At 69.7% G+C, this 26101-nt stretch carries 22 protein-coding genes and 3 tRNA genes; 8 read left to right on the top strand and 17 right to left on the bottom strand.

All coding sequences use genetic code 11. From position 1 onward, the window contains the following. Nucleotides 1-4 precede the first annotated feature (4 nt). Entirely contained in the window at nucleotides 5-1600 is a 1596-nt protein-coding gene (locus AC1DIW_RS17300; protein ID WP_478109718.1) for a helicase HerA-like domain-containing protein, read from the top strand. Here the strand turns inward: AC1DIW_RS17300 and AC1DIW_RS17295 are convergent, their stop codons facing one another. The 4 genes from AC1DIW_RS17295 to AC1DIW_RS17280 all read right to left on the bottom strand — a co-directional run bounded on the left by AC1DIW_RS17295 (nucleotide 1601) and on the right by AC1DIW_RS17280 (nucleotide 4174). Beyond that, entirely contained in the window at nucleotides 1601-2437 is an 837-nt protein-coding gene (locus AC1DIW_RS17295) for a helix-turn-helix transcriptional regulator (protein ID WP_442279352.1), read from the bottom strand. Between the two features lie 63 nt (nucleotides 2438-2500). After that, nucleotides 2501-3397 carry an SDR family oxidoreductase gene (locus tag AC1DIW_RS17290; protein ID WP_478109717.1) on the bottom strand — a complete coding sequence of 299 codons (897 nt, stop codon included), beginning with the start codon at nucleotides 3395-3397 and terminating at the stop codon, nucleotides 2501-2503. A 173-nt stretch (nucleotides 3398-3570) separates the two neighbouring features. Next, a tRNA-Ser gene (locus AC1DIW_RS17285) sits at nucleotides 3571-3660 on the bottom strand. 10 nt (nucleotides 3661-3670) lie between these two features. Next, the gene (locus AC1DIW_RS17280) at nucleotides 3671-4174 is read right to left on the bottom strand and encodes a nucleoside deaminase (RefSeq protein WP_478109715.1); all 504 of its coding nucleotides are present in this window, start codon (nucleotides 4172-4174) and stop codon (nucleotides 3671-3673) included. Between the two features lie 17 nt (nucleotides 4175-4191). Here AC1DIW_RS17280 and upp point away from each other — a divergent pair, with 17 nt between their 5' ends. Next, nucleotides 4192-4830, top strand: a complete 639-nt coding sequence (gene upp, locus AC1DIW_RS17275) for a uracil phosphoribosyltransferase (protein ID WP_442279355.1) — start codon at nucleotides 4192-4194, stop codon at nucleotides 4828-4830. A 29-nt stretch (nucleotides 4831-4859) separates the two neighbouring features. On the opposite strand, the gene AC1DIW_RS17270 is transcribed toward upp, so the two are convergent. Beyond that, a complete protein-coding gene (locus AC1DIW_RS17270; RefSeq protein ID WP_478109712.1) occupies nucleotides 4860-5849 on the bottom strand; it encodes a small ribosomal subunit Rsm22 family protein in 990 nt (329 codons plus the stop codon). Between the two features lie 152 nt (nucleotides 5850-6001). Between AC1DIW_RS17270 and AC1DIW_RS17265 the strand changes: the two genes are divergently transcribed. The 3 genes from AC1DIW_RS17265 to AC1DIW_RS17255 all read left to right on the top strand — a co-directional run bounded on the left by AC1DIW_RS17265 (nucleotide 6002) and on the right by AC1DIW_RS17255 (nucleotide 8522). Then, nucleotides 6002-6172, top strand: a complete 171-nt coding sequence (locus tag AC1DIW_RS17265) for a hypothetical protein (RefSeq protein WP_442279357.1) — start codon at nucleotides 6002-6004, stop codon at nucleotides 6170-6172. Between the two features lie 18 nt (nucleotides 6173-6190). Beyond that, nucleotides 6191-6919, top strand: a complete 729-nt coding sequence (locus AC1DIW_RS17260; RefSeq protein WP_478109710.1) for a PH domain-containing protein — start codon at nucleotides 6191-6193, stop codon at nucleotides 6917-6919. 103 nt (nucleotides 6920-7022) lie between these two features. Then, nucleotides 7023-8522 (top strand): APC family permease, encoded by a 1500-nt coding sequence (locus AC1DIW_RS17255; RefSeq protein WP_442279359.1) that lies wholly within the window; start codon nucleotides 7023-7025, stop codon nucleotides 8520-8522. Nucleotides 8523-8560: 38 nt separating this feature from the next. Here the strand turns inward: AC1DIW_RS17255 and AC1DIW_RS17250 are convergent, their stop codons facing one another. The 11 genes from AC1DIW_RS17250 to AC1DIW_RS17200 all read right to left on the bottom strand — a co-directional run bounded on the left by AC1DIW_RS17250 (nucleotide 8561) and on the right by AC1DIW_RS17200 (nucleotide 21083). Next, nucleotides 8561-9241 (bottom strand): helix-turn-helix domain-containing protein, encoded by a 681-nt coding sequence (locus tag AC1DIW_RS17250; protein WP_442279360.1) that lies wholly within the window; start codon nucleotides 9239-9241, stop codon nucleotides 8561-8563. A gap of 219 nt (nucleotides 9242-9460) precedes the next feature. Continuing rightward, complete coding sequence (pntB, locus tag AC1DIW_RS17245; RefSeq protein ID WP_442279459.1) at nucleotides 9461-10783, bottom strand: Re/Si-specific NAD(P)(+) transhydrogenase subunit beta; 1323 nt, start codon at nucleotides 10781-10783, stop codon at nucleotides 9461-9463. A gap of 66 nt (nucleotides 10784-10849) precedes the next feature. Next, nucleotides 10850-12412 (bottom strand): Re/Si-specific NAD(P)(+) transhydrogenase subunit alpha, encoded by a 1563-nt coding sequence (locus AC1DIW_RS17240; protein WP_478109707.1) that lies wholly within the window; start codon nucleotides 12410-12412, stop codon nucleotides 10850-10852. A 181-nt stretch (nucleotides 12413-12593) separates the two neighbouring features. Beyond that, nucleotides 12594-12974, bottom strand: a complete 381-nt coding sequence (locus tag AC1DIW_RS17235) for an SHOCT domain-containing protein (protein WP_478109705.1) — start codon at nucleotides 12972-12974, stop codon at nucleotides 12594-12596. A 151-nt stretch (nucleotides 12975-13125) separates the two neighbouring features. Then, nucleotides 13126-13845 carry a flavodoxin family protein gene (locus tag AC1DIW_RS17230; protein WP_478109703.1) on the bottom strand — a complete coding sequence of 240 codons (720 nt, stop codon included), beginning with the start codon at nucleotides 13843-13845 and terminating at the stop codon, nucleotides 13126-13128. Between the two features lie 51 nt (nucleotides 13846-13896). After that, the gene (locus AC1DIW_RS17225; protein ID WP_478109701.1) at nucleotides 13897-14649 is read right to left on the bottom strand and encodes a DUF4328 domain-containing protein; all 753 of its coding nucleotides are present in this window, start codon (nucleotides 14647-14649) and stop codon (nucleotides 13897-13899) included. Nucleotides 14650-14748: 99 nt separating this feature from the next. Continuing rightward, nucleotides 14749-16509 (bottom strand): arginine--tRNA ligase, encoded by a 1761-nt coding sequence (gene argS, locus AC1DIW_RS17220; RefSeq protein ID WP_478109699.1) that lies wholly within the window; start codon nucleotides 16507-16509, stop codon nucleotides 14749-14751. A 168-nt stretch (nucleotides 16510-16677) separates the two neighbouring features. Further along, complete coding sequence (locus AC1DIW_RS17215) at nucleotides 16678-18189, bottom strand: sunset domain-containing protein (protein ID WP_478109697.1); 1512 nt, start codon at nucleotides 18187-18189, stop codon at nucleotides 16678-16680. Nucleotides 18190-18256: 67 nt separating this feature from the next. After that, nucleotides 18257-19900 (bottom strand): AMP-binding protein, encoded by a 1644-nt coding sequence (locus tag AC1DIW_RS17210; RefSeq protein ID WP_478109695.1) that lies wholly within the window; start codon nucleotides 19898-19900, stop codon nucleotides 18257-18259. Nucleotides 19901-20022: 122 nt separating this feature from the next. Continuing rightward, nucleotides 20023-20877: an alpha/beta fold hydrolase gene (locus AC1DIW_RS17205; RefSeq protein WP_478109693.1), complete on the bottom strand. Its 855-nt coding sequence runs from the start codon at nucleotides 20875-20877 to the stop codon at nucleotides 20023-20025. 133 nt (nucleotides 20878-21010) lie between these two features. Then, nucleotides 21011-21083, bottom strand: a tRNA-Arg gene (locus tag AC1DIW_RS17200). A 419-nt stretch (nucleotides 21084-21502) separates the two neighbouring features. On the opposite strand from AC1DIW_RS17200, the gene AC1DIW_RS17195 reads away from it, so the two are divergent. Then, the gene (locus tag AC1DIW_RS17195; RefSeq protein WP_478109692.1) at nucleotides 21503-23347 is read left to right on the top strand and encodes a phosphoenolpyruvate carboxykinase (GTP); all 1845 of its coding nucleotides are present in this window, start codon (nucleotides 21503-21505) and stop codon (nucleotides 23345-23347) included. 196 nt (nucleotides 23348-23543) lie between these two features. Further along, nucleotides 23544-24050 (top strand): DUF6328 family protein, encoded by a 507-nt coding sequence (locus tag AC1DIW_RS17190; RefSeq protein ID WP_478109690.1) that lies wholly within the window; start codon nucleotides 23544-23546, stop codon nucleotides 24048-24050. Nucleotides 24051-24113: 63 nt separating this feature from the next. Here the strand turns inward: AC1DIW_RS17190 and AC1DIW_RS17185 are convergent. Further along, a tRNA-Ser gene (locus AC1DIW_RS17185) sits at nucleotides 24114-24200 on the bottom strand. 191 nt (nucleotides 24201-24391) lie between these two features. Between AC1DIW_RS17185 and AC1DIW_RS17180 the strand changes: the two genes are divergently transcribed. Then, complete coding sequence (locus AC1DIW_RS17180; protein ID WP_478109688.1) at nucleotides 24392-25960, top strand: LCP family protein; 1569 nt, start codon at nucleotides 24392-24394, stop codon at nucleotides 25958-25960. Nucleotides 25961-26101 lie beyond the last annotated feature (141 nt).

Here is a 26101-nt window from a genome sequence, read left to right as displayed (position 1 = left end):
AGGCGTGACCGAGACCGCAGCCTCAGGAGCCCCTCAGACGGGCGCAACGGGCGACACCACCCAGATCGACGAGATCCGCGCCGGCTACGCGTTCGACGGTGCCGTGCTCAGGCTGGGTGCCGCCGTGGTGGACGGGCAGGCCCACGCCGACGCGCCGGTGCAGATCCCGCTGAGCGTGCTCAACCGCCACGGCCTCGTCGCCGGCGCGACCGGCACCGGCAAGACGAAGACGCTCCAGCTCATGGCCGAGCAGCTGTCCGACCAGGGCGTCCCGGTCTTCCTCGCCGACCTGAAGGGCGACCTCTCCGGCCTCGCGACTCCCGGCGAGGGCGGCGACAAGATCACCAGCCGCGCAGCCGACGTCGGCATGCCGTGGACGGCGACGGCATACCCCACCGAGTTCTTCTCGCTCGGCGGCAAGGGCGAGGGCATCTCGATCCGCGCCACGATCACGAGCTTCGGTCCGACCCTGCTGAGCAAGGTCCTCGGCCTCAACGACACGCAGGAGAGCAGCCTGGGGCTGATCTTCCACTACGCCGACAAGAACGGCCTCGCCCTGCTCGACCTCAAGGACCTGCGCGCCGTCATCACCCACCTGACCTCCGACGAGGGCAAGGCCGACCTCAAGGACCTCGGCGGCCTCTCGAGCGCGACGGCCGGGGTCATCCTGCGCAACCTCATCACCTTCGAGGACCAGGGCGCCGGCGACTTCTTCGGCGAGCCCGAGTTCGAGACTAGCGACCTGCTGCGCACGGCCGCCGACGGCAGGGGGATGATCTCCTGCCTCGAGCTCCCCCAGGTCCAGGACCGCCCGCAGCTCTTCTCCACGTTCCTCATGTGGATGCTCGCCGACCTCTTCCACGACCTGCCCGAGGAGGGCGACCTCGACAAGCCGAAGCTCGTCTTCTTCTTCGACGAGGCCCACCTGCTCTTCGACGACGCGAGCAAGGCGTTCCTGCAGGCCATCGAGCAGACGGTCCGGCTCATCCGCTCGAAGGGCATCGGCGTCTTCTTCGTGACGCAGTCGCCCAAGGACGTCCCCGCCGGTGTGCTCGCCCAACTCGGCAACCGCGTCCAGCACGCCCTGCGGGCCTTCACCCCCGACGACGCCAAGGCGCTCAAGCAGGCCATCGCGACCTACCCGCACACGGCATACGACATGGAGAAGCTCCTGACGAGCCTCGGCATCGGCGAGGCGGTCGTCACGGTGCTGTCCGACCGGGGCGTGCCGACGCCGGTCGCGTGGACGCGCATGAAGGCCCCGAACTCGCTCATGGACCCCTCGCCCCAAGCGACGATGGACGCCGTCATCGGCGCGTCGCAGCTCAAGGCGAAGTATGCCGACGTCGTCGACCGCGAGTCCGCCTACGAGAAGCTCGCGGCCCGGCTCCAGGCGGCCCCGGCCGCGCCCGCCGCCTCCCCGGCGCCGTCCCCGGCGGCCCCCGCTCCCGCGTCCGCGTCGAAGCGCGCCCCCAAGGAGGAGCCGAGCATCATCGAGCAGGTCGCCGGCAGCACGGCGTTCAAGTCGATGCTCCGCTCCGCCGGCACGGTCATCGGCCGCGAGATCACCCGCAGCCTCTTCGGGACGCGCCGCCGCTGACTACGCGTCGAACTCGATGTCGTCGAGGTCGCCGTCGACGTCGGCGAAGTAGCTGATGACCCGGATGTCGGGCTCGTCGAGCACCTGGAGCACGAGCTGACGCAGCTGGATGACCTGCCCGTTGTCGCGACGGATCCGCTTGGTGCGGCCGCGGGTCGGGTCGGTGTCGTGGCGCTCCCACCACTCGACCGTCGCGGGGTTCGACTTGAAGATCTCGTCGAGGATCCGCTTGAACGCCGGGTCGTCCGGGTGCCGGGCGTACGCCTCGCGGAAGAGCGCGAGCTGGTCGGCCGCCTCCTGCTCCCAGTCGACGAAGAGGCTGCGCGCGGCGGGGTCGCAGCAGTAGAACCACAGCAGGTTGCGCTCGCGCTTGCTCCGCTTGGTCTCCCAGTCCGTGAAGAGCTGGCAGGCGGTGTGGTTGGCCCCGAGGACGTCCCACCGGGCGCCCACGACGTAGGCCGGGTTGGGCTCGATGGAGTCGAGCAGCTCCTCGAGCTCCTCCGTCAGCTCCTCGGGTGCCTGCGGCCGCCGGGACGGGGTGCCGGTCGCGAGCGCGTGCAGGTGCGAGCGCCCGTCGGAGTCGAGCTTGAGAGCGCGGGCGAGGCCGTCGATGACGCTCTTGCTCGGGCGCAGGTCGCGGCCGCGCTCGATGAGGTCGTAGTACGCCACGGAGATGTTGGCGAGCTCGGCGACCTCGGTGCGGCTGAGGCCCACCCGGCGCCGGCCCTTGGCCCGCTTGATGCCGACCTCCTCGGGCGCGAGCTCGTGTCGGCGCGCACGAAGGAACTCGCCCAGGGGTGAGGGGGTGCGCACACTGAGGGGAACGTCCGTGGTCATGGCGCACATCCTGCCAGTGCGGGCACCGGACTCACCGCCGAGGAGGTCGGCAGGTCAGGCGGCTCAGGTGAGGGGCTGGCCCCCGGTGACACCGAGCACCTCGCCGGTGACGTAGCTCGACTCCGGCGATGCGAGGAAGACGAAGGCCGAAGCGAGCTCGGCTGGCTGGCCGGCGCGCCCCATCGGCGTCTGTTCCCCGAAGCCCTCGACCTTGTCCTCGTCCATGGTGGCGGGGATCAGCGGGGTCCAGATCGGCCCGGGCGCCACGGCGTTGACCCGGATCCCCTGCTGCGCCAGCTGGGCCGCCAGTCCCTGCGTGAAGGCGACGATGCCCGCCTTGGTCGTCGCGTAGTCGAGCAGCTCGGGTGACGGCTGACGCGACTGGATCGACGACGTGTTGACGATCGTGGCGCCCGCCTCCAGGTGGGGCAGTGCCTTCTTGCACAGCCAGAACATCGCGTAGAGGTTCGTCTTCATGACGCGGTCGAACTGCTCCGTGCTCACGTCGGCGATGCCGCCCGGCTGCGACATCTGGTATGCCGCGTTGTTGACGAGGATGTCGATGCCACCGAGCTCTGACACGGCCCGGTCCACGACCTCCGCGCACTGCTCCTCCCGGGTGAGGTCGCCCAGGCACAGCACGGCCTTGCGGCCGGCCTCGCGCACCAGGCGCGCGGTCTCCTCGGCGTCCTCCGCCTCCGACTCCAGGGCCGAGATGAGGACGTCCGCGCCCTCTCGGGCAAAGGCGATCGCCACGGCGCGTCCGATGCCCGAGTCACCGCCGGTGATCACCGCTCGGCGGCCCTCGAGCCGTCCGCTGCCGCGGTAGGTGTCCTCGCCGTGGTCCGGCTCGTCGCCCATGGCGGCCGTCAACCCCGGGTGCTCGATCTGCTCGCCCTCGGTTCGGGGCTGGTCGTGCTGCGTCGTGGGGTCCTGCTCGGTGTACTGGTCATCTGACATGGTCGGCCTCGATCGCGTGGGAACTCAGGGATGCAGGGATGTGCACGGATGTGCCGCGCTCATACCCACCCCCGGCTCCGCACACGCCCGTGGCGCCGAAATCGAGAAGGCCTCCGAGAACGACGAAGGACCCGACTCACGAACGAGTCGGGTCCTGCGCCGATCACACTGGCTGGCGGTGGCGGTGGGATTTGAACCCACGGTGGAGTTACCCCCACACACGCTTTCGAGGCGTGCTCCTTAGGCCGCTCGGACACGCCACCGGGAGAGACCCTACCGGAGCCTGCGGCCCTCGAAGAAATCGACGAGGAGGGCCGCTGACTCCTCGGCGCGGACACCCCCGACGACGTCCACGAGGTGCGTGGCCAGTGGGTCACGGGTCAGGTCCCACACCGATCCGCACGCCCCAGCCTTGGGGTCCCACGCGCCGAACACGATCCGCTCGAGCCGCGCCGCCATCGCCGCACCGGCGCACATGACGCACGGTTCCAGCGTCACCACGAGGGTGCAGCCGTCGAGCCGCCACGAGCCGAGCATCTGCGCTGCCTCCCGCAGGGCGACGACCTCGGCGTGCCCCGTCGGGTCGCCGCGCTCCTCGCGGACGTTGCGCCCACGGCCGACCACGTGACCGTCGGGGTCGACGACGAGCGCACCGACCGGCACGTCCTGCGCCCCCGCTGTCGCCGCGGCCAGGTCGAGCGCCTGGCCCAGCCAGACGGCATACGTCTCCGGTCCGGGGACGGAGCCCTTGCCGGGGGTCTCGGATCTCTTCGCCACGCGCTAAGTTTCCACCCATGGACGTCCACGTCGCAGATCACCCGCTCATCGCGCACAAGCTGACCTACCTGCGCGACAAGCGGACCGACAGCCCCACCTTCCGGCGCCTCGCCGAGGAGCTCGTCACGCTCCTCGCCTACGAGGCCACGCGCGACGTCCGCGTCGAGCCGTTCGACATCGAGACGCCGGTCGCGCCGACGACCGGCATCAAGCTGTCGAACCCCAAGCCGATCATCGTCCCGATCCTGCGCGCCGGGCTCGGCATGCTCGACGGCATGGTCAAGCTCCTGCCGAGCGCCGAGGTCGGCTTCCTCGGGATGATCCGCAACGAGGAGACCCTCGAGGTCTCGACCTACGCGAACCGGCTGCCCGACGACCTCACCGGTCGGCAGGTCTTCATCCTCGACCCGATGCTGGCCACCGGCGGCACGCTCGTCATGGCGATCGACTACCTGACGAGCAAGGGTGCGCGGGACATCACGGCCGTCTGCCTCCTCGCGGCCCCCGAGGGCATCAAGCACCTCGAGGACGAGCTCTCCGAGAGCAACATCCCGGTCAAGGTCGTGCTCGGCACCATCGACGAGAAGCTCAACGAGAAGGGCTACATCGTCCCCGGCCTCGGCGACGCCGGCGACCGCCTCTACGGCGTCGTCTGAGCCGACTCCTGCGTGCGTATGCCCTGGGCTCAGGGCAGGGTGTCGCCCCACTCGGCGTCTCGCGCCCGCCGGTAACGCTCCCCCGCCTTCTTCGAGATGACCTCACGGCCCGCGGTGCCGTCGGGGCGGCACGCCTGGAACTCCACGAAACCCTTGCGCTTCAGGGGGTGGCGGAGGATTCGGGCCGACAGCGCCCCGGTGTGCGCGGGTTGCACGACGCCCGGGGACGCGGCTGCGACCCACGAGAACTTCTCGTCCTCGTAGGACAGCTCGGCGCCCTTGAGGCGGCGGTGCTCGGCGGAGCGTTCCAGGCGGGCGGCGAAGTGACACCAGTCGCCCGGCGCCAGGGGACAGTCCGCCTCGTGGGGGCACGGACCCAGCAGGGTCCAACCTGCCGCCAGGAGCGCCGCCCGGACGCGCAGCACCCGGGCGTAGCCGTCGGGGGTGCCCGGCTCGGCGACGACGACGGCCCGTCCACGCCGCATCGCGTCGGCGACGAGCGCATCCTGCTGGCGCTCGTCGAGCTCGCTGAGGACGTAGGACACGGTGACGAGGTCGGCCTCCAGGTCGGGCCACGCGCCTGCGAAGGCCTGACGGAAGGTCGCGCCGGCCAGGGCCGGCGACGGCGCGTCCGCTGCGAGCGCGCGCCCCAGAGCCAGCGCGTCCTCGACCTGGTCGAGCACCGTGATCGACTCGAGCGAGGCGAAGACGCCGGCCGCCGCCCAGGCCGCCGCACCCGTCCCGCCACCGAGGTCGAGCAGCGAGCGAGGGGCCAGGCCACGGGCCGCGACCGCGTCGAGCACTCGCGCCAGTGCGGCGTGCGTGGCAGGCATCCGGTAGGAGGCATATGCCGCGACGCGCATCCGTGAGGCGAGGATCGGAGCCGATGCGGGGGCCACGGACCGGTAGCGCGCGACGAGGGCCTCGGTCGCCCGAGCCAGCTCCCCGGCGTCGGCCCCACTCGCTGTGCGCGCAAGGGCGCTGCGCAGCGCGGCGGCATGCTCCGGCGTTCGCGACACGCGAGGAGAATAGCGGGCAGGACGGTCTTGCCGACCGACACGCGCGTCCCGGTCCCGCACCCCACCCGTACCGTGCGACACACTGGGAACATCCCTGTGCCGTGGGGCTGTCAGGGCAGCGCCAGCACCTTCCTCCAAGGAGCGACACCACCATGGGCCCCAAGGCCAAGAAGATCATCCTGATCATCGTGCTGGCGTTCTTCGTCTACGCCGTCTTCACCTCCCCGGTCAAGGCTGCCGACATCGTCAACAACGTCTGGGGCATCCTCGTCGACGGCTTCAACGCGATCCTCGCGTTCTTCAGCTCCCTGCTCAACCGCTGATGCGAGCACACTGAGCTCATGGCTTTGCGTCGGAGCATGGAGGTCCCGGCAGGACTGGCTCCGATCCTGCTCCCGGGCGAACGGCTCGTCACCGCCGTTCGCGCCCACTGGGCCAAGCTCGCCGAGCCGGTCGCGACCGCCACCCTCGCCTTGGCAGCAGCGGTGTGGGTGGACTCCAACGTCACGAAGTCGACCCAGGCGGTCGGCACGCTCTTCTGGTGGATCTTCTTCGCCCTGCTCGTGCGCCTGCTCTGGCGCCTGCTCGAATGGAGCCACAACTGGTTCGTGGCGACCGACAAGCGCCTGCTCCTGCGCTACGGCCTGATCGCGCACAAGGTCGCGATGATGCCCCTGCTCAAGGTCACCGACATGAGCTACGTCCGGTCCATCCCCGGCCAGTTCCTCGGCTACGGCAAGTTCGTCCTCGAGAGCGCGGGCCAGGACCAGGCCCTCCGTGAGGTCAAGTGGGTGCCCAACCCCGACCAGACCTACCGTGACATCTGCGCCGAGATCTTCCACATCGTGCCGCCCCGGCGGGCCGACGACCTCGAGGAGATCGTCGGCGATCTCCCCGACGTGCACGGCACCCACGATCCCATCCAGGACCGCCTCGACTCCTACTCCCGGGGCGTGCCGATCCAGCGTCCGGTCGACCGACCCGAGACGGTCTACGAGAGCGACGACCTCAGGCGTCGCCGGCGCGGCCCCGACACCGGCCCGATCTGGCCCGGCTCCGACGACGACTGAGGCAGGTTCCTCACCGACGATGCCCGCACGGGGGCTCGCCGCCGGTCGCGCACCCCGCTAGTTTGTGATGATCCGTACGTCCCCGACCCGCTCGGAGGTCAGCATGAGCGTGTTCCGTACCAAGTCGGTCGAGGCCTCGATGGCTGCGTCCGAGGAGGCCGACCACAAACTGAAGAGGACCCTCAGCGCCCTCGATCTCACGGTCTTCGGCATCGGCGTCATCATCGGCGCCGGCATCTTCACGCTGACCGGCAGGGCGGCGAAGGACTACGCCGGACCGTCGATCGCGCTGTCGTTCGTCATCGGCGCCATCGTCTGCGGCCTCGCCGCCATGTGCTACGCCGAGTTCGCCTCCACGGTCCCGGTCTCGGGATCGGCGTACACCTTCTCCTACGCGACGCTCGGCGAGCTCATCGCGTGGATCATCGGCTGGGACCTGCTCCTCGAGCTCATGCTCGGCGCGAGCGTGGTCGCCCAGGGGTGGTCGGAGTACTTCGTGACCTTCCTCGGGCAACTCGGAGTCACGTGGCCCGAGTCGGTCGGGCCGGGGTCGCACTTCGACCTGCCGGCCTTCCTGCTCATCGCCGGCCTGACGCTGCTCATCGCGTGGGGCATCAAGGAGTCGTTGCGCGTCAACCTCGTGCTCGTCGGCGTCAAGCTCTTCATCGTGCTCTTCGTCATCTTCGCGGGCATCCAGTTCATCAACCGCGACAACTGGTCGCCCTTCATCCCGCCGTCGCAGCCGGGCAAGGCCGCGGAGGGCCTGACGACGCCCCTGCTCCAGGTCATCTCCGGGATGACCCCTGCGACGTACGGCGTCATGGGCATCATGGCCGGCGCCGCCATCGTCTTCTTCGCCTACATCGGTTTCGACGTCGTCGCGACGACGGCTGAGGAGGCCAAGAACCCGCAGCGCGACCTGCCCCGCGGCATCCTCGGCTCCCTCGCCATCTGCACGGTGCTCTACGTCGCCGTCACGCTCGTCATCACCGGCATGCAGAACTACAAGGACATCGACCCCAAGGCCGCCTTGGCGACCGCCTTCACCCACGTCGGCAAGGACGGCTACGCAACGCTCATCTCGGCCGGCGCCGTGGCAGGCCTGACCACCGTGGTCATGACCCTCATCATCGGCGCCACGCGCGTGACGTTCGCGATGAGCCGCGACCACCTCATCCCGGCGGGGCTGGGCCGGACCAACCCGAAGACGGGCACGCCGATCAGACTCACGCTCATCATCGGCACCGTCGTGGCCCTCATCGCCTCGTTGACCCCCATCGGCAAGCTCGAGGAGATGGTCAACATCGGCACGCTGACGGCCTTCATGCTCGTCTCGCTCGCCGTCCCGATCCTGCGCAAGCGCCGCCCCGACCTCAAGCGGTCGTTCACGGTGCCGGGCAACCCGGTCGTGCCGTGGCTGTCCGCGGCCGCCTGCTTCTACCTCGTGCTCAACCTCTCGGTCGAGACGTGGATCCGCTTCATCGTGTGGATGGTGCTCGGCTTCCTCATCTACTTCTTCTACTCGCGCCAGCACAGCAGGCTCGCGACGGGCGAGGAGGAGGCCGGCCTCACGGGCACCCCGGAGGTCCTGAGCGAACGCTGACCCCGCACCCCAGCATGCCCAGCAGCCCGCCCGTGACGTCACGGGCGGGCTGTCGGCTTCACCGCCTGCCCTGGTCGCCGGTGGTCCGGCTCGCACTGGCAGGGGCAGTCGGGCAGGCATGCGCGTTCGAAGCAGTCGTCGAAGCACGAGCACTCCGGCTCGGGTTGGGTGGCGCGGCGGGCCTCAGCCGCAGCCACGCCGCTCCAGTAGGCGACCCGGCGATCCTCACGGAGCCCGCTGACCGTGGGGTGGTCGACCGGCACACCTCCACGCCCGCGGCGGGTGGCCCGGGAGGGGCGCTGCTCGAACCATCCCCGCGCCTCCGGCGTCCCGCGCCGCGGGTGGACCCGGTCGGAGGGTGCATCCTGGGGCGGCCGGACGTCCAGGTGGCCCGGGAAGCGCCGGTCCGCGCGGTCACGCAGGACGTCGACCGGGATGGGCTCCACCTCGCGGCCGGCATGGTCCACGACGGCAAGCCGAAGGCCGGCTCTTCCGAGGATGACCGACAGCGTCGCCGTGTCCACCTTGGTGACCCCCGACTCGAGCCGCCCGATGGTGGCCCTCGACATGCCGATCTCATCGGCGAGCTCCCGCTGGCTGAGGTCCGCGATTCGCCGCGCGCGCACGATGTAGCGCGCACCGTCGAAGATCTCGCTCGACAGGTCCGTGTCACCCGGCTCTGCAGACCCTGGGGAACCTTCCCGTTCCGTCTCGCTCACGGCCACCGCCTCCCTCGTGCACGAGATGCTGGCAGGGACGGCTGACACTCCTTCACTTTTGGCTACACTTCTTGCCGCGCTCGCGACCTGCTCCCCAGAGCGGAGCAAGGTCCGATACGCAAGCACCCGACAAACCGTCCCACGACTCGGCACTTGCTCCGGAAGGCGGAGCAGGTCACGAGGAGGCGGCGCGAAGTCCCACTCCCGACGACGTCCTGCTCAGAGTTCCTTGATGATGTCCTCGACGCGCTCCTTGGCGTCGCCGAAGAGCATGGCGGAGTTGTCGCGGAAGAAGAGCGGGTTCTGGACCCCGGCGTAGCCGGCGTTCATCGAGCGCTTGAAGACGACGACGTCCTTGGCGTTCCACACCTTGAGCACCGGCATTCCGGCGATCGGCGAGGTCGGGTCCTCGGCTGCCGCCGGGTTGACCGTGTCGTTGGCGCCGATGACGAGGACGACGTCGGTGTCGGGGAAGTCGTCGTTGACCTCGTCCATCTCCAGGACGATGTCGTAGGGCACCCTGGCCTCGGCGAGGAGCACGTTCATGTGGCCCGGGAGCCGGCCCGCGACCGGGTGGATGCCGAACCGCACGTCGACCCCGCGCTCGCGCAGCTTGGACGTGAGTTCGGCGACCGGGTACTGCGCCTGCGCGACGGCCATGCCGTAGCCGGGGGTGATGACCACGGACGACGCGTTCCTGAGCAGGTCGGCGACCTCGGCCGCATTCGTCTCGCGGTGGTCGCCGTAGTCGACGTCCGAGTCGAAGACCGCCCCGTCGGAGCCGAACCCGCCGGCGATGACCGACACGAACGACCGGTTCATCGCCGTGCACATGATGTACGACAGGTACGCACCGGACGAGCCCACGAGCGCGCCGGTCACGATGAGCAGGTCGTTGCCGAGCATGAAGCCCGCCGCAGCCGCCGCCCAACCCGAGTAGCTGTTGAGCATCGACACGACGACGGGCATGTCACCTCCGCCGATCGAGGCGACCAGGTGCCAGCCGAACGCGAGCGCGATGGCCGTCATGACCAGCAGCGGCACGATCGAGTGCGCCGCCACGAACCAACCGAGCAGGCCGGCGGACACCACAAGGGCAGTGAGGTTGAGCCAGTGCCGCGCCGGCAACATCAGCGGCTTGCTCGAGATTCGCGCCGACAGCTTGAGGAAGGCCACGATCGAGCCCGTGAACGTCACGGCGCCGATGAAGACGCCGAGATAGATCTCGACGAGGTGCACCGAGTCCCCCGCGCCGCCGGACGCGAGGAAGGTGTTGAGCCCGACGAGCACCGCCGCCGCGCCGACGAACGAGTGGAGCATGGCGATCAGCTCGGGCATGCCGGTCATCTCGACGCGTCGCGCGCGCCAGATGCCGATCACGGCGCCGATGGCCATCGCAACCGCCACGGCGATGACGTTGCCCCAGGGGGCATCGCGCAGGGCGAGCCAGAGGGTGGCGACGAGGGCGATCCCCATGCCGACCATGCCGAGCACGTTGCCGTCACGCGCGGTCTCGTGCTTCGAGAGCCCGGCCAGCGACATGATGAAGAGCAGGGCGGCGACGATGTAGGCGGCCTGGATGAGCGAGGTGCTGACGTCGGTCACGGTTCAGCCCTTCCGGAACATCGTCAGCATGCGGCGGGTCACGGTGAAGCCACCGAAGATGTTGATGCTCGCGATCAACGTGGCGAGGAAGGCCAGGACCATGATCACCAGCTGCGAGCCCGGCGACGTGCGCGCCGCACCCAGCTGGAGCAGGGCACCGACGACGATGATGCCGCTGATCGCGTTGGTCACCGACATCAGCGGAGTGTGCAGGGCGTGGTGGACGTTGCCGATGACGTAGTAGCCGATGACGACCGCGAGCGCGAACACGGTGAAGTGGCCGAGGAAGCTCGGGGGTGAGACGGCCGCCACCACCGCGAACACGACCGCACCGACGGCCATGACGGCATACCTCCGGCGTGGGTCCTTCGGTGGCTCAGGCTCTTTGACGACCTTCTTGCCGGCCGGGGACTGCGCTACAGAGGCAGCGCTGACCTGGATGGCGGGCGGGGGCCACAGCAGCTCACCGTCCTTCGCCACCGTCATGTTGCGCTGGACGACGTCGTCGAAGTCGAGGACGAGCTGGCCGTCCTTGCCCGGCGTGAGCAGCTTCATGAGGTTGACGAGGTTGGTGCCGTAGAGCTGCGATGCCTGGGTGGGCAGCCGGGCCGCGAGGTCGGTGTAGCCGATGATCCGGACGACGTTGCCGGTGACGACCATCTCGTCGGCGACCGAGCCCTCGACGTTGCCGCCGTTGGCCGCGGCCATGTCGACGATCACGGAGCCCGGCTTCATCGCCGCGACCATGTCGGCGGTGATGAGCCGGGGCGCCGGGCGCCCGGGGATGAGCGCCGTCGTGACGATGATGTCGACGTCGGGGGCCTGCGCGGCGTACAGCTCCGCAGCCCGCCGGTTGTACTCCTCGCCCATCTCCTTGGCGTAGCCGTCGCTCGACGCGGCGGCGGCGTCGACCTCGGGCATCTGCACGGCGAGGAAGTCGGCGCCCATCGACTCGACCTGCTCGGCCACCTCGACGCGGGCGTCGGTCGCGCGGACGATCGCGCCGAGCGACCGCGCGGTCCCGATCGCGGCGAGACCCGCGACGCCGGCCCCGGCGACGAGCACCTTCGCGGGCGGCACCTTCCCAGCCGCCGTCACCTGGCCGGTGAAGAACGACCCGAACTCGTGGGCGGCCTCGACGACGGCGCGGTAGCCGGCGATGTTGGCCATGGACGACAGGACGTCCAGCGACTGCGCCCGGCTGATGCGGGGGACTGCGTCCATGGCCATGGCCGTGACACCGGCGGCGCGGAGCCTCTCGACGAGATCGGGACTGATCGCCGGCGCCAGGAGCGAGACGAGGACGGTGCCCGGTCGCAGCCGAGCGATCTCCATGTCCGAGGGTGCGTTGACCTTGTGCACGACCGGCGAGGCCCACGCCTCGTCGGCGGTGACGACGCGAGCACCCGCGACGGCATACGCCTCGTCGGAGAAGCTCGCCCGGTCTCCCGCTCCGCTCTCGACGGCCACGTCGTAGCCGAGAGCCACGAGCTGCTCGACGGTCTTGGGCGTCGCGGCGACACGTGTCTCACGGGCACGGGATTCACGGGGGACACCGATCTGCACGCTGGGCTCCTTCGCGCGGAGGGCTGGGGCACTGGTTCCCGAACCTAGAGCACGAGGAGCGGCTGGCGGAGGGTCTGCCGGGCACGTCACACAAAAGAGACGCAGCCGAGCCCGGCATCTCTGATCGTGGGCAGCGGCAGCGGCAGCGGCGGCGGCGGCAGGGACGGTCCGACAGCGACGATCAGGCCAGGGCCTTCGCCTTGAGGGAGGCGAACTCGTCGGCGGAGATGGCTCCCGAGTCCAGGAGTTCCTTCGCCTTGGCGATCTGCTCCGGGGCCGAGGAACTCGTGCCCGCCACCGAACGGACGTAGTCCTCCTGCGCCGTGCGGGCCTCCTCGTACTTCTTCGCCGCGCGCTCGTTCATGCCACGCCCGCGGACGATGAGGTAGACGACGGCCGTGATGAAGGTGAAGAAGACGAGGCAGATGACCCAGACCGCCTTCATCACCCCGGAGACCTCGGGGTCGCGGAAGAGGTCGGCGACGATCGAGAACAGCACCATGAGGTACGTCGCAAACGCGAAGAAGACGATGATGAACCAGATGATGTCCCAGAACGACATGTCCGGACGACCTTTCTCGTAGGGCAGCGACCCCGTCGGGGGTGCTCACAGCCATCGTCTGGCCGCCCTCCGCTCGCGGCATCATCCCCACGGGGTGACTGTGCCTCCCGACGCGTCAGCGGTCCACGGGGTGACTGTGCCTCCCGACGCGTCAGCGGTACTCGGGGTTGTGCCACCCGAAGCGCTCACCCGAGTTCCAGGACGAGCGGACGTTGCCGTATGCCGGCACGCCGCCCGCGTCGTGCAGCATCCTCGCGAGGTGCATGAGGTTCCACGTCATGAAGGTCGTGTTGCGGTTGGTGAAGTCGTTCTCCGGCCCCCCGCTGCCGGGGTCGAGGTAGCTCGGTCCCGGGCCCGCCTCGCCGATCCATCCCGCGTCGGCGTTGGGCGGGATGGTGTAGCCGACGTGCTGGAGGCTGTAGAGCACGTTCTGGGCGCAGTGCTTGATGCCGTCCTCGTTGCCGGTGATGAGGCAGCCGGCGACCCTGCCGTAGAAGAGGTACTGCCCCTGGTCGTTGAGCATCCCGCTGAGTGAGTAGATCCGCTCGATGAGGCGCTTCGTGACACTCGAGTTGTCACCGAGCCAGATCGGGCCGGCGACGACGAGGATCTGGCTGTCGAGGATGCCGGGGTAGAGGTCCGGCCACGCGTCGGCCTGCCAGCCGTGCTCGCGCATGTCGGGGTAGACGCCCGTCGCGACGTCGTGGTCGACGAAGCGGATCTCCTCGACGGTCACGCCGTGCTCGCGCATGATGGCCGCGCTGGCGTCGACGAGCCCCTGGGTGTGGCTCAGCTCGGGGCTCTTCTTGAGGGTGCAGTTGACGTAGGTGGCCCTGAGGCCGCTGAAGTCCCAGTCGCTCATGACGGTCATGAAGCCGACTGTCCTCCGACAAGCGCGCGTGTCGCAGGGGATCGGGCGGTTTCAGCGACGTGTGTAGCGCATGACCTGTCGGATGATGAGGATGGCGACGACGGAACCAGCAGCGCCGGACAGGCCAGCGACCGCCTCGTAGGTCAGGCTCGTGCGGAGCGCGCTCATGAGCGCGTCGAGCGACTCCGGCTGCTGCAGGCCACCCTGGGTGCCACGTCCGAGCACCACGAGCACCACGTTGACGCCGATGACGATCCAGAACGCGATCACGAGCCGCGGGGTGGCGGCCGGACGTCCGGGCCGCGCCCGGGGGCTGGCGTGCTCGGTGCCCCAGATCAGGTCGCGCAGGGCGAGCGGTCCGAGGACGAAGTTGGCGAACGGGATGAACCAGCCGCCGATCGCGAGGCCGGTGCCGCGCGTGTAGAGGCTGTGGTCGGAGCGGTCCGAGGTCCAGACCCGGTGGAACCAGACGAGCAGGAACACACCCGCAAGCGAGCCGACGCCGAGGATGAGCCCGTAGAGGCCGTCGGCGCCCTGCGCTTCGCGCTCGATGGCCGCGAAGTCCCGGCCGTCGAGGAGCCCCATGACCTTGAGGTCGACCGAGGCCAGGTAGAGGTTGGCGACGGCGGCGACGACGAACAGCATCTGCGCCATGACCGCGAGCACGGCCGTGGACTGCCGCCACGGGCGCACCGTGACGTTCTTGAAGTTCGCGGTCACACCCGGCTGGAAGTCCGGGGCGCCCTCGACGGAATGGGCTGCGGTGGGAATCGGCGGCTCGGGCGGTGCGGCGGGCTGGGTCATGACGATTCTCCCCTGTTGGTGTGATGTGCGCCCGAAACGTACATCAGCCCTTGCGGTGCACGGGCGATTCCAGGGCAAATCGCCGCATGACCCCGCGGGTCACATCTGCTCGGGCGACTCCAGTCCCAGCAGGTCGAGACCGGTCGTCATGACCCGGAAGACGAGGGCGCACAGCGTCAGGCGCGACTCCTTGACCTCGTCGCGCTCGGCCTTGAGCACGGGGCAGTTCTCGTAGAACGCCGAGAACGCCTGGGCCAGCTCGAACAGGTAGCCGGCCAGCCGGTGCGGCTCGTAGGTGTCGCCAACCTCGGCCACGACGTCGCCGAACCCGAGCAGGTGCGTGGCGAGGGCCCGCTCGTGCGGCTCACCGAGCAGGATCGGCGCGTGCTGGGCAGCCGGGTCGAGCCCGATCTGGCGGAAGATCGACCGGATGCGGGCGACGACGTACTGGAGGTACGGGCCGGTGTTGCCGGTGAGCGCGACCATGCGGTCGAGGTCGAAGACGTACTCGCTGTCGTGCGCGACGGACAGGTCGGCGTACTTCACGGCCCCGATGCCGATCTGCCGGGCGATGGCCGCCCGGACGGTGTCGTCGAGGTCCGGTCGCGTCTCGTCGATGACGGCACGCGCCTTCTCGATGGCCTCCTCGAGGAGCGCCATGAGCCGCAAAGGCGCCCCCGAGCGCGTCTTGAGGATCTTGCGATCCTCGCCGAGCACGTTGCCGATCTGCACGTGGACGGGGACGACGTCGTCGGGCAGCCAGCCGGCCTTGCGCGCCGTGTCCCACACCATGTTGAGGTGCAGCGACTGCGGCGCACCGATGACGTAGAGCACGCGATGGGCGCCGAGATCGTGCACGCGGTACTTGATGGTCGCGAGATCCGTTGTGGCATAGCCGTATCCACCGTCGGACTTGCGGATGATGAGCGGCACCGGCTTGCCCTCGCGGCCGGTGTAGCCGTCGAGGAAGACGCACAGCGCCCCGTCGGACACCTCGGCGATGCCGCGCGCCTCGAGCTCCTCGCAGATGCCGGGGAGGGCGTCGTTGTACATCGACTCGCCCGCGAGGTGCAGGTCGGTCAGCGTCACACCGAGGGTCGAGTACAGCTTGTTGAAGTAGACCTTGGAGAGGTCGACGAGCTCGTTCCAGAGCCTCAGGGTCTCGGCGTCACCGGCCTGCAGGAGGACGACCCGCGAGCGAGCGCGCACGTTGAAGTCGCCGGCGCTGCCGGCAGGTACGGCCTTCTCGGCGGTGTCGAACTTGACGCGGGCAGCCTGGTAGAAGGCGTTCGGGTCGGTGACGAGCAGACCGGCCTCGTCCGAGCCCTCCCCGACGTCGAGCAGGTGCTCGATGAGCATGCCGAACGGCGTGCCCCAGTCGCCGATGTGGTTCTGGCGGATGACGTTGTGCCCCAGGTGCTCGAGAGTGCGAGCGATCGAGTCGCCGACGACGGTCGTGCGCAGGTGCCCGACGTGCATCTCCTTGGCGACGTTGGGCGCGGAGTAGTCGATGGGGATGTTCTGCGTCGGCTGGAGCGGGACGCCGGCGCGCTCGTCGGCCTCGGCCTCCTGCAGCAGCCCGGCGATCCAGGCGTCGGAGAAGGTGAGGTTGATGAACCCCGGGCCGCTGACCTCGACGGAGTCGCACACACCGTCGAGGTCGAGCGCGGCGACGATCTTGGCCGCGACTTCGCGTGGCGGCATCCCGACCTTCTTGGCCAGCGCGAGCGCGGCGTTGACCTGCACGTCGGCGAACTGCGACGGACGCAGCACCGGGTCGGCCTCGCGGAAGTCGTCACCGAGGGCGGTGGCGATCGCGGACTGGACCTTGGGCGTGAGCGCGACGAGCGGGGAGACCATGCCGGCAGTCTATTTGGGCCAGTCGGGTGCCCGCGCCACGGTTTCCGGCGGGCACCGAGGGCCGAGAACGCCGCTCCCGCCCCCGTATGGGTCCGGGCAAGGGTGTGGCCACGTGCACGTGTGCACGTGGCCACTCGGCCTGCTCTGACTCGACCCGTCAGGGCGAGGTCACTCGCCCTCGCGGTGGAAGCCCGCGCGGCGGGCTGCCTCCTCGTTGTAGAACCACACGTCGGGCTCGACGTCGTCGTAGCCGGCGTCGTCGGGACCGAGGAACGTCGTGCCCTCACGCCGACCCTTGACCGCGTGGCCGAGCGGTTGCGCGCCGTCGGCGATGGGTGCGGCCGAGCCGAGTCCGAAACCGCCGTCGACGACCTCGTCGAAACCGGACATCCGGCGGCCGGAGGTCGAGTCGTCGATGGACCAGGCAGTGTCGGTCGGCGCCGCCGTGCCGCGCTGCTGCTCGCCGTGCTCGGCGTGCTCGGCGTGCTCGGCGTGCTCGGCGCGGTCGTCGTCCGCGGGGCCGGTGCTGTCCGGGGCGTCGGTCCAGGCCGTGTCGGTGGCGCCGCCACTCGCACTCTCGGTCGCGTCGTCGCTGGCCGGCTCTGCCAGCTCGTCGTCCTCGTCGCTCTCATGGGAGTGCGGGGCCATGTCGACGTCGAGCCCCTCGTCGGCGGCGTCGCCATCACCGGTCGCGTCGTCGAGGCCGCGGTTGCCGGGTGTCGTCGCCCAGGCCTGACCGCGGTGGTCGCCGGGGTCGTTGGCCGGGGTGCCGCCATCGGCGACGACGTCGGCGCGCTCGGCCAGGGCCGGCACCTCGACCTGCTTCGGCTCGTCCGCATCGGCCACGGGCGGCGCCGGGACCTGCTCGGACGTGTCGTCGATGTCGCGGGAGGACTGGTCGCTCACGGCGGTGGGCCTTTCGTCAGGGGACTGCTCCGATGCAGTCCCTGTACCCACTGAGCCCGCGGACGAGCCTCTCGACGAGCCTTCGGACACGACCTCGGGCTCCTCGGACGCGTAGGAGGACTCGTCGACGTCGTGCTCGCCGATCTCGAGGTCCGAGGCGCTCGCGAGGTCCGTTCCCTCACCAGCCGCGACGGGGGTGGTCTCGGCGTCGGTGGGCGGGGCGAAAGGGTTCTCGGCGTCGGCGAGGTCGTCCTCGTCGTCATCGTTCGTGAACGCCGCGGAGCCGACGGCCGGCGACTCCTGACCCGACTGGCGGGGGCCGCTGCCGTCGACGCGGTGGCCCTCGTCGTCGGTGCGGACGTCGGGGTCGACGCGGTCGGCCTCGCGCTCGAGGCCCGCGTGCTCGACGCGGGCGGACTCGGCGGCGGCGCGGTGCTGCTGGGCCTGCTCCTCGAGGCGGCGGGCCTCGGCAGCCCGACGATCGGCCTCCTTGGCCTGGCGCTCGGCCTCGGCGGCCTGGCGCTCCGCCTCGGCCGCCCGGCGGTCGGCCTCGGCGCGGGCGTCGGCCGCCATCGCGGCGGTCACCGACGCGCGGTCCTCCGTGCGCTGCACCTCCGGCAGTCGCTCCTGGACCCCGGCCCGCAGGTTGCCCGCCTCGAGGCGGCGCGCCTCGGCCTCGCGGCGGCGAGCCGCCGAGACGAACAACCAGATGATCACGGCGATGACGACGACCGCCACCACGATCCACAGCACCGTCTTGCCTGTGTCGGACATGCCATTCCCCTCACGGATTACGGGTCCTCGCGACCACGTCCCCGAAACCTACTGCCCTCGAGCCCGGTCAGCCGAGTCCGAGCTTCTTCGCCGTGGTCTCTCGCATCTCGACCTTGCGGATCTTGCCGGTGACCGTCATCGGGAACTCGTCGACGATCTCGACGTAGCGCGGGATCTTGTAGTGGGCGAGCTGGCCGGTGCAGAACTGCCGCAGGGACTCGGCGGTGAGCGGCGTCGCGCCGTCCTTCATGCGGACCCAGGCGCACAGCTCCTCGCCGTACTTCTCGTCCGGGACGCCGATGACCTGGGCGTCGAGGATGTCGGGGTGGGTGTAGAGGAACTCCTCGATCTCGCGCGGGTAGACGTTCTCGCCGCCGCGGATGACCATGTCCTTGATCCGGCCGGTGATCTCGACGTAGCCGTCGTCGTGCATGACACCGATGTCGCCGGTGTGCATCCAACCGTCCTCGATGGCCTCGGCCGTCTTGTCGGGCTGCTCCCAGTAGCCGAGCATCACGGAGTAGCCCTTGGTCATGAACTCCCCGGCCTTGCCGCGCGGCAGGGTCTCGCCGGTCACCGGGTCGGCGATCTTGATCTCGAGGTGCGGCCCGACCCGGCCGACGGTTCCGACCTTCTGCTCGAACGTGTCGTCGGTGCGGTTCTGCGTCGACACCGGCGACGTCTCGGTCATGCCGTAGCAGATCGTCATCTCCTCGATGCCTGACGCGATGAGCTTCTTCATCAGCTCTGCGGGACAAGGAGATCCGGCCATGATGCCGGTGCGCACGGTCGACAGGTCGTAGTCCGCGAAGTCGGGCAGGTTCCACTCCGCGATGAACATCGTCGGCACGCCGTAGAGCGAGGTGACCTTCTCGTCCTGGGTGGCTCGCAAGGTCGCGGCGGGGTCGAACCCGGGTGCCGGGATGACCATGCAGGCGCCGTGGGTCGTGCACGCGAGGTTGCCCATGACCATGCCGAAGCAGTGGTAGAAGGGCACCGGGATGCAGACGCGGTCCGCCTCGGTGTAGTCGCAGAGCTCGCCGACGAAGTAGCCGTTGTTGAGGATGTTGCGGTGGCTCAGGGTGGCGCCCTTGGGGAACCCCGTGGTGCCCGAGGTGTACTGGATGTTGATCGGTTCGGTGTTCGAGAGCCCCGCTTGTATGCCGGCCAGCTCGCTCTCCGACACCTCGTCGGCGTGGGCGAGCAGGTCGTCCCAGTCGGACGTGCCGACGTAGACGACACGCTCGAGGCCGTCGACCTCCCCACGCACCTCGTCGACCATCTCGCGGTAGCTGCTCGTCTTGAACGACTCGGCCGAGATCAGCGTCGAGATGCCGGCCTGACCGAGCACGTAGTGCAACTCGTGCGAGCGATAGCTGGGGTTGATGTTGACGAGGATCGCGCCCATCTTGGCGGTCGCGTACTGGACGAGCGTCCACTCGGAGCAGTTGGGCGCCCAGATGCCGACGCGGTCACCGGTCCTGACCCCGACGGCCAGCAGAGCGCGAGCGAGCCGGTCCACGTCGGCCCGCAGCTCGGCATACGTCCAGCGGCGCCCCTGGGCCACGTCGACGAGCGCCTCACGGTCACCGAAGCGGCGCACGGTGTCGTCGAAGTTGTCGCCGATGGTCTGCTCGATGAGCGCTGGCTCGGACTCGCCGCGGGTGTGCGAGAGCGTCGGGTCGAGGGTCTCGAGCGGAGCGTCGGTCATCGGTGGCCTCTCGGGCGCGGCATCGGACGGGTCTCCCCACACCCAACTCCGGGCCCGGCCCTGGCGCAAGGGAACGGGACCGAAGTGGAGTGAACTCACATCAGCACGCCGACGCGCCAGGCTCAGGCCGGCCCGTCGGGCGCGGGCAGCGGAGGCAGGTGGACGCCGCGGTGGATCTCGTAGGCGCGCGCGTCGCCCGGCGAGTCGGGGTCGTCGCGGATCGGCTGGTCCGCCATGAACTGGCGCGTGACGTTCGCGAGCTCACCGGGATGGCTGAAGTTGATGGCGTGGGCGGCGCCGTGGATCACGACGAGCAGCACGTGGTTGTCGGTCTGCCCGGCGATCTGCTGGATCCGGGGCAGCGCGGGCATCAGGGGGTCGGCGCTGCCGACGACGACGAGGGTGGGGATGTGCAGCGCCAGCAGGCGGTCCAGAGCGGGGTAGCGCGTGAGCGCCCGGAACATCCGCATCGTGCTGGGCACGCCGAACCTGAGGTAGTCGGGGACCGCCACCGGCAGGAGCTGCACGGGTTCCCGGATGCCGTCACGGGCCAGCTGCCGGACGGCTCGGTGCAGCGGCTGGTTGTGGAGCCCACCCGCAGGCGCGACGAGCACGGCCCGTTCGAGCCGCTCCGGGTAGTGGTGCGCGAACTCGCAGATGACGGCGCACCCCATCGAGTTGCCGACGAGCGTCACCCTGTCGATGCCCCGGTCGTCGAGGAATGCCGCCGCGGCATGGGCGAGCTCGGGCACGTCGAGGGGTTCGCGCGGCTTGCCGCTGCGGCCGAAGCCCGGCAGGTCAGGCACGAGGGTGTGGAACTCCCCCGCCAGGCGCTCGGCCGTGGGGAGCAGGTAGCGGCCAGACAGCCCGAAGCCGTGCAGGTGCATCATCGACGCCGCACCCGGACCGCCGGCTGACTCCCGGTAGAAGACCCGGACGCCCGCGATCGTCGTCCAGCGTTCGGCCAGCACCGTCATGTCCTCATCGTGACGACGGCCGGACGGCGCAGCCTCACCCCCTCGGGATGAACGGGCCCGTCGACCAGGGCCGGACAGCACGACACCCCGACCGGGAACCGATCGGGGTGCGGTGTTCTGTCTCAACACAGAGTGCACCCGTAGGGATTCGAACCCCAAACCTTCTGATCCGTAGTCAGATGCTCTATCCGTTGAGCTACGGGTGCGTCGTTCCGTCACTGGGAGGAACGAAAAGTTACCTTAGCGCCTCGGGTCCGCATCCACGAAATCGGTCACCCGCGGGCGGCCGGCGCCGGCGTCGGCACGGTCGCAACCGGCATACGCCGTCTGGCCGTGACCGCGGCGCCCGACGGGCTCCCGACCTACGGACGGGTACTGAAATTCCTGCAAGAAACCGACAGACAGTCGTCGTATTTCTTGCGGCCCTCAGGCGGTGTGAGCCGTCTCACCGCCCTCCCCCCTGCTTGCGGCCAAAGGCGCTCCCGGCGGCGCGTACCTTGAAGTCATCACGTCATCTGTTCAGCATGTGGACACCTGCGGCCCGATCCGGGCCGGCCCGGGATCCACGTGGGGAGCAGCTTCACACCGGCACGACGTGGTGCCGGGCGGCACCGCGCGCGAAGGGATGGGCCCCGAGTTGACCACGACCCACGAGAAACAGACACACACGACGCACGCGGGACTGGCCGCATGGGTCGAGCAGGTCGCACAGCTGACGCAGCCGCGCGACATCCGCTGGATCACCGGCTCCCCCGAGGAGTGGACCGAGCTGACCGACCAGCTCGTCGAGGCCGGCACGTTCACGCGGCTCGACGAGAGCAAGAAGCCGAACTCCTTCTACTGCGCGAGCGACCCCACCGACGTCGCACGCGTCGAGGACCGGACCTACATCTGCTCCGTCGACGAGAAGGACGCAGGGCCCACCAACAACTGGATGGCGCCCGAGCTGATGAAGGCTCGGATGACCGAGCTCTACCGCGGCAGCATGCAGGGCCGCACGATGTACGTCATCCCGTTCGTCATGGGTCACCTCGACGCCAAGGTCCCGATGTTCGGCGTCGAGATCACCGACTCGGCCTACGTCGTGGTCTCGATGCTCGTCATGGCCCGCTGCGGCGACTCGGTGCTGCACAAGATCGAGGAGACGGACGCCACCTACGTCCCGGCCCTCCACTCGGTCGGCGCCCCGCTCGCCGAGGGTCAGGCCGACGTCGCGTGGCCGTGCTCCGACACGAAGTACATCGTCCACTTCCCCGAGGAGCGCACCATCTGGAGCTACGGCTCCGGCTACGGCGGCAACGCCCTGCTCGGCAAGAAGTGCTACGCGCTGCGCATCGCCTCGGCGATCGCCCGCGACGAGGGCTGGATGGCCGAGCACATGCTCATCCTCAAGCTCACCTCGCCGAAGGGCTCGGTCCACTACGTCGCGGCCGCGTTCCCCTCTGCGTGTGGCAAGACGAACCTCGCGATGATCACGCCCACCGTTCCCGGCTGGAAGGCCGAGATGGTCGGCGACGACATCGCCTGGATGCGCTTCGGTGAGGACGGCCGGCTGTATGCCGTGAATCCGGAGTTCGGGCTCTTCGGCGTCGCCCCCGGCACCGGCGAGTCGACCAACCCCAACGCCATGGCGACCATCGAGCACGGCAACTCGGTCTTCACCAACGTCGCCCTGACCGACGACGGCGACGTCTGGTGGGAGGGCATGACGGACGAGCCGCCGGCCCACCTCACCGACTGGCTCGGCAACGACTGGACGCCGGCCGACGGCGAGGCCGGCACCAAGGCGGCCCACCCGAACAGCCGCTTCTGCACGCCCGCCAAGCAGTGCCCGATGATCGCCCCGGAGTACGACAACCCGAACGGCGTGCCCATCGACGCGATCCTCTTCGGCGGCCGCCGCAAGACGACCGTGCCCCTCGTCTACGAGTCGCGCGACTGGCAGCACGGCACCTTCATCGGGGCGACGCTCTCCTCGGAGACCACCGCAGCCGCGACCGGTGCCGTCGGCGTCGTCCGCCGCGACCCCATGGCGATGCTGCCCTTCATCGGCTACCACGCCGGCGACTACATGAACCACTGGCTCGAGATCGGCAAGAGCGCGGACGCCTCCAAGCTCCCCCGCATCTTCGGCGTCAACTGGTTCCGTCGCGACCAGGAGGACGGCTCCTTCCTGTGGCCCGGCTTCGGTGAGAACAGCCGCGTCCTCAAGTGGGTCATCGAGCGCCTCGACGGCGACGCCGATGCCGTGGAGACCCCGATCGGGTTCGTGCCGACCGAGGGCTCCCTCGACATCGACGGGCTCGACATGACGCCCGAGCAGGTCGCCAAGGCCGTCAAGGTCGACGCGGCCGAGTGGGAGAAGGAGCTGCCCCTCATCCAGGAGTGGTTCGACAAGTTCGGCGACCAGCTCCCCGCGGAGCTGTGGGCCGAGTTCGACGGTCTCAAGGCCCGCGTCAGCGGTCACTAGAGGTCCGGTCCACCGCCTGCTGGCCGGCGGGCGGTGGACGACGTGATGCAGGGCCCGGCACCTCACGGTGCCGGGCCCTCCGTCATCCCTCGGTGCCCGTCGAAGCCGGCCTGAGCCCGACGAGGTATGCCGTGCCCCCGGGCCCACGGCATACGCCCCCTGTCGTTCGGCGGGGTCCGTGGGGTACATGTGGGCCATGAGCGACGCACACCCCTACCGGCGCGAGGAGTCGGAGGCCGAGCGGCTCGACCGCAACTTCGGCGAGCAGCTGCAGGAGGTGCGCATCGCCCAGGCCGGCGTGCAGATCCTCTTCGCCTTCTTGCTGACGATCCCCTTCCAGCAGCGCTTCTCGGCGCTGACGAACCTGCAGCGCGACATCTACGTCGCCACGCTGGTGTCGATCGCGATCAGCACCCTCGTGTTCATGACGCCCGTCGCGATGCACCGGATGCTCTTCCGTGAAGGGCTCAAGGACTTCGTCGTCCGGCACACCGACACCCTCATCGGGACCGGGCTCTTCTTCCTCGGGGCCGGCATCATCGGCGGGGTCGTGCTCGTGCTCGACGTCCTGCTGTCGCACACGACCGCCTTCTGGATCGGCGGGTCGCTCGCGCTGCTCGCGATCGCCCTCTGGGTGGTGCTCCCGTTGACGCAGCGCCGCCGGCGCAGCCGCGAGGACGCCGACGGCTCCTCCACCGACTGACCCGTCCGGACAGACGGAAGGACCCCCGACACACACAGCGTGTCGGGGGTCCTTCTTCGTCGGCGGAGGCGGCGGGATTTGAACCCGCGAGAGGTTTTATCCTCAACCCGCTTAGCAGGCGGGCGCACTAGGCCACTATGCGACGCCTCCGTGCCCACGACGACGCCGCCGAGGCGGCGGCGGATGCGCGGGCGAGCACAGGCTACCGGCACTGGCGCACCCGACCCAAACCGGGGGGCTCGTCCGCGGCGTGCCTTACCCCGCAGGATGCGGCGCATATCAGGTTGGCGAGGCACAATGTGCAGGCGGCTCGTGCGGACGGGTCGGTGAGAGAGGACTCCATGACCCAACCGAACACGCGAGGTCCGGCTGCGCCCCCGACCCGCGAGGCACTTCGACGCGAGCTCAGGTCGGGCTTCCGTCGCGCCCTCGGCCTCACCGCTCTCGGCACGGTCGTGCCCGGGGCCGGTCTGACCCGGACGCGCAGCCGAAAGATCGGTTGGGTCCTGCTCATCCTGGCCCTCGCCAGCCTCGTCGCGGGCGGCTACTACGTCGCACGACACGGCCTGACCAACACCGCACTGTCGATCGTCGCGCAGCCGACCGTGCTGCAGACCGTCGCCGTCGTGTTCGTGGTCGTCGGCATCGTGTGGTGTGGGTCCATCATCCTCACCGCGGTCCAGTCACGCCCGACCCGGCTGGACCGGGGCCGCACACGCGCGCTCGCGGCCTTCACCACGCTCATGGTCTTCCTCGTGGCGGCCTCGTCCTTCAAGTTCGCCGAGCTCACCACCATCACGAAGGACACCGTCAAGGGCGTGTTCCAGGCGGCGCCGGCGAAGCCCGGCGAGGGGGCCAAGATCGTGACGGGCGAGGACCCGTGGGCCGAGACGCCACGCGTCAACGTGCTGCTGCTCGGTTCGGACTCCGGGGTGGGCCGCACCGGCACCCGCACCGACTCCATGATCGTCGCCAGCATCGACACGAAGACGGGCCACACCGTCCTCATCTCACTGCCGCGCAACCTCGAGCGGGTCCCACTGCCGGCCTCCAGCCCCCTGCGGAACGTCTACCCGAGCGGCTCCTACGGTCGTCCGACCTGCCTGCACCAGGCAGCGAACGACGAGTGCATGCTCAACGCCATCTGGACCGAGGCGGACACGTACAAGCAGGAGCACCCCTCGGCCTACGCCGGCGAGCAGAGCGCCGGCCGCTACGAGACCCGCCAGGTGATCAGTGAGGTGCTCGGCCTCAAGATCGCCTATAGCGTGGTCGTCGACCTGCACGGGTTCGAGGAGCTCGTCGATGCCATGGGTGGTGTCACCGTCAACGTGAAGCTCGGCCCGAGCGGGCGCCTGCCCATCGGGGGCTACCAGAGCCACGTCGACCCCACCAAGGTGGTGAACAACGAGGGCTGGTTCAAGGCCGGGGTCCAGAAGCTCAACGGTCACTATGCGCTGTGGTACGCCCGAGCCCGCGCCACCGACAGCGACTACTACCGGATGCAGCGCCAGCGCTGCGTCATCCGCGCGGTCGTCCAGCAGGTCAACCCCGGGGCGATGCTCGGGAAGTACGCCGAGCTGGCCAAGATCGCCAAGGACAACATCTACACCGACATCCCGGCCGACAACCTCATGGCGTTCGTGGACCTGATGGAGCGCGTGCAGAAGTCGACGATCACGAGCCTCCCCCTCACTCCCGAGGCCGGGGTGAACACGGCGCGCCCCGACTACGAGAAGATCCGCGCCATGGTCAAGGCCGCGCTTGCTCCCCCGCCTGCTCCCGCGCCCAAGCCGAGCGGCTCCCAGACCGCGACGCCGGCCCCCTCCACGCCGAGCACCCCGACGCCGACCCCCTCGACGCCGTCCGGCGGGGCGACCTCGGCCCCGCCGACGGACGAGTGCGCGTGAGCTGACCTCGACCCGGTGCCGGCCCGCGACGTCCTCTGCGGGCCGGCGCCGCCGGGCCAGCCACGGCGACAACAACAACAACAACAAGGCCCCCCGGCCGAAGCCGGGGGGCCTTGTCACAAACGACGATGGGGTGTCGCT

Source organism: Terrabacter sp. 01T434 (assembly GCF_056398545.1).
This window is presented reverse-complemented; position numbering and strand designations above follow the sequence as displayed.

Excerpts from the sequence above, each read along its gene's own strand:
- AC1DIW_RS17295 (WP_442279352.1), bottom strand. The coding sequence starts at position 2,437 with ATGACCACGGACGTTCCCCTCAGTGTGCGCACCCCCTCACCCCTGGGC.
- AC1DIW_RS17290 (WP_478109717.1), bottom strand. The coding sequence starts at position 3,397 with ATGTCAGATGACCAGTACACCGAGCAGGACCCCACGACGCAGCACGAC.
- upp (WP_442279355.1), top strand. The coding sequence starts at position 4,192 with ATGGACGTCCACGTCGCAGATCACCCGCTCATCGCGCACAAGCTGACC.
- AC1DIW_RS17265 (WP_442279357.1), top strand. The coding sequence starts at position 6,002 with ATGGGCCCCAAGGCCAAGAAGATCATCCTGATCATCGTGCTGGCGTTC.
- AC1DIW_RS17260 (WP_478109710.1), top strand. The coding sequence starts at position 6,191 with ATGGCTTTGCGTCGGAGCATGGAGGTCCCGGCAGGACTGGCTCCGATC.
- AC1DIW_RS17255 (WP_442279359.1), top strand. The coding sequence starts at position 7,023 with ATGAGCGTGTTCCGTACCAAGTCGGTCGAGGCCTCGATGGCTGCGTCC.
- pntB (WP_442279459.1), bottom strand. The coding sequence starts at position 10,783 with ATGTCGCTGGCCGGGCTCTCGAAGCACGAGACCGCGCGTGACGGCAAC.
- AC1DIW_RS17235 (WP_478109705.1), bottom strand. The coding sequence starts at position 12,974 with ATGTCGTTCTGGGACATCATCTGGTTCATCATCGTCTTCTTCGCGTTT.
- AC1DIW_RS17230 (WP_478109703.1), bottom strand. The coding sequence starts at position 13,845 with ATGACCGTCATGAGCGACTGGGACTTCAGCGGCCTCAGGGCCACCTAC.
- AC1DIW_RS17225 (WP_478109701.1), bottom strand. The coding sequence starts at position 14,649 with ATGACCCAGCCCGCCGCACCGCCCGAGCCGCCGATTCCCACCGCAGCC.
- argS (WP_478109699.1), bottom strand. The coding sequence starts at position 16,509 with ATGGTCTCCCCGCTCGTCGCGCTCACGCCCAAGGTCCAGTCCGCGATC.
- AC1DIW_RS17215 (WP_478109697.1), bottom strand. The coding sequence starts at position 18,189 with ATGTCCGACACAGGCAAGACGGTGCTGTGGATCGTGGTGGCGGTCGTC.
- AC1DIW_RS17210 (WP_478109695.1), bottom strand. The coding sequence starts at position 19,900 with ATGACCGACGCTCCGCTCGAGACCCTCGACCCGACGCTCTCGCACACC.
- AC1DIW_RS17205 (WP_478109693.1), bottom strand. The coding sequence starts at position 20,877 with ATGACGGTGCTGGCCGAACGCTGGACGACGATCGCGGGCGTCCGGGTC.
- AC1DIW_RS17195 (WP_478109692.1), top strand. The coding sequence starts at position 21,503 with ATGGGCCCCGAGTTGACCACGACCCACGAGAAACAGACACACACGACG.
- AC1DIW_RS17190 (WP_478109690.1), top strand. The coding sequence starts at position 23,544 with ATGAGCGACGCACACCCCTACCGGCGCGAGGAGTCGGAGGCCGAGCGG.
- AC1DIW_RS17180 (WP_478109688.1), top strand. The coding sequence starts at position 24,392 with ATGACCCAACCGAACACGCGAGGTCCGGCTGCGCCCCCGACCCGCGAG.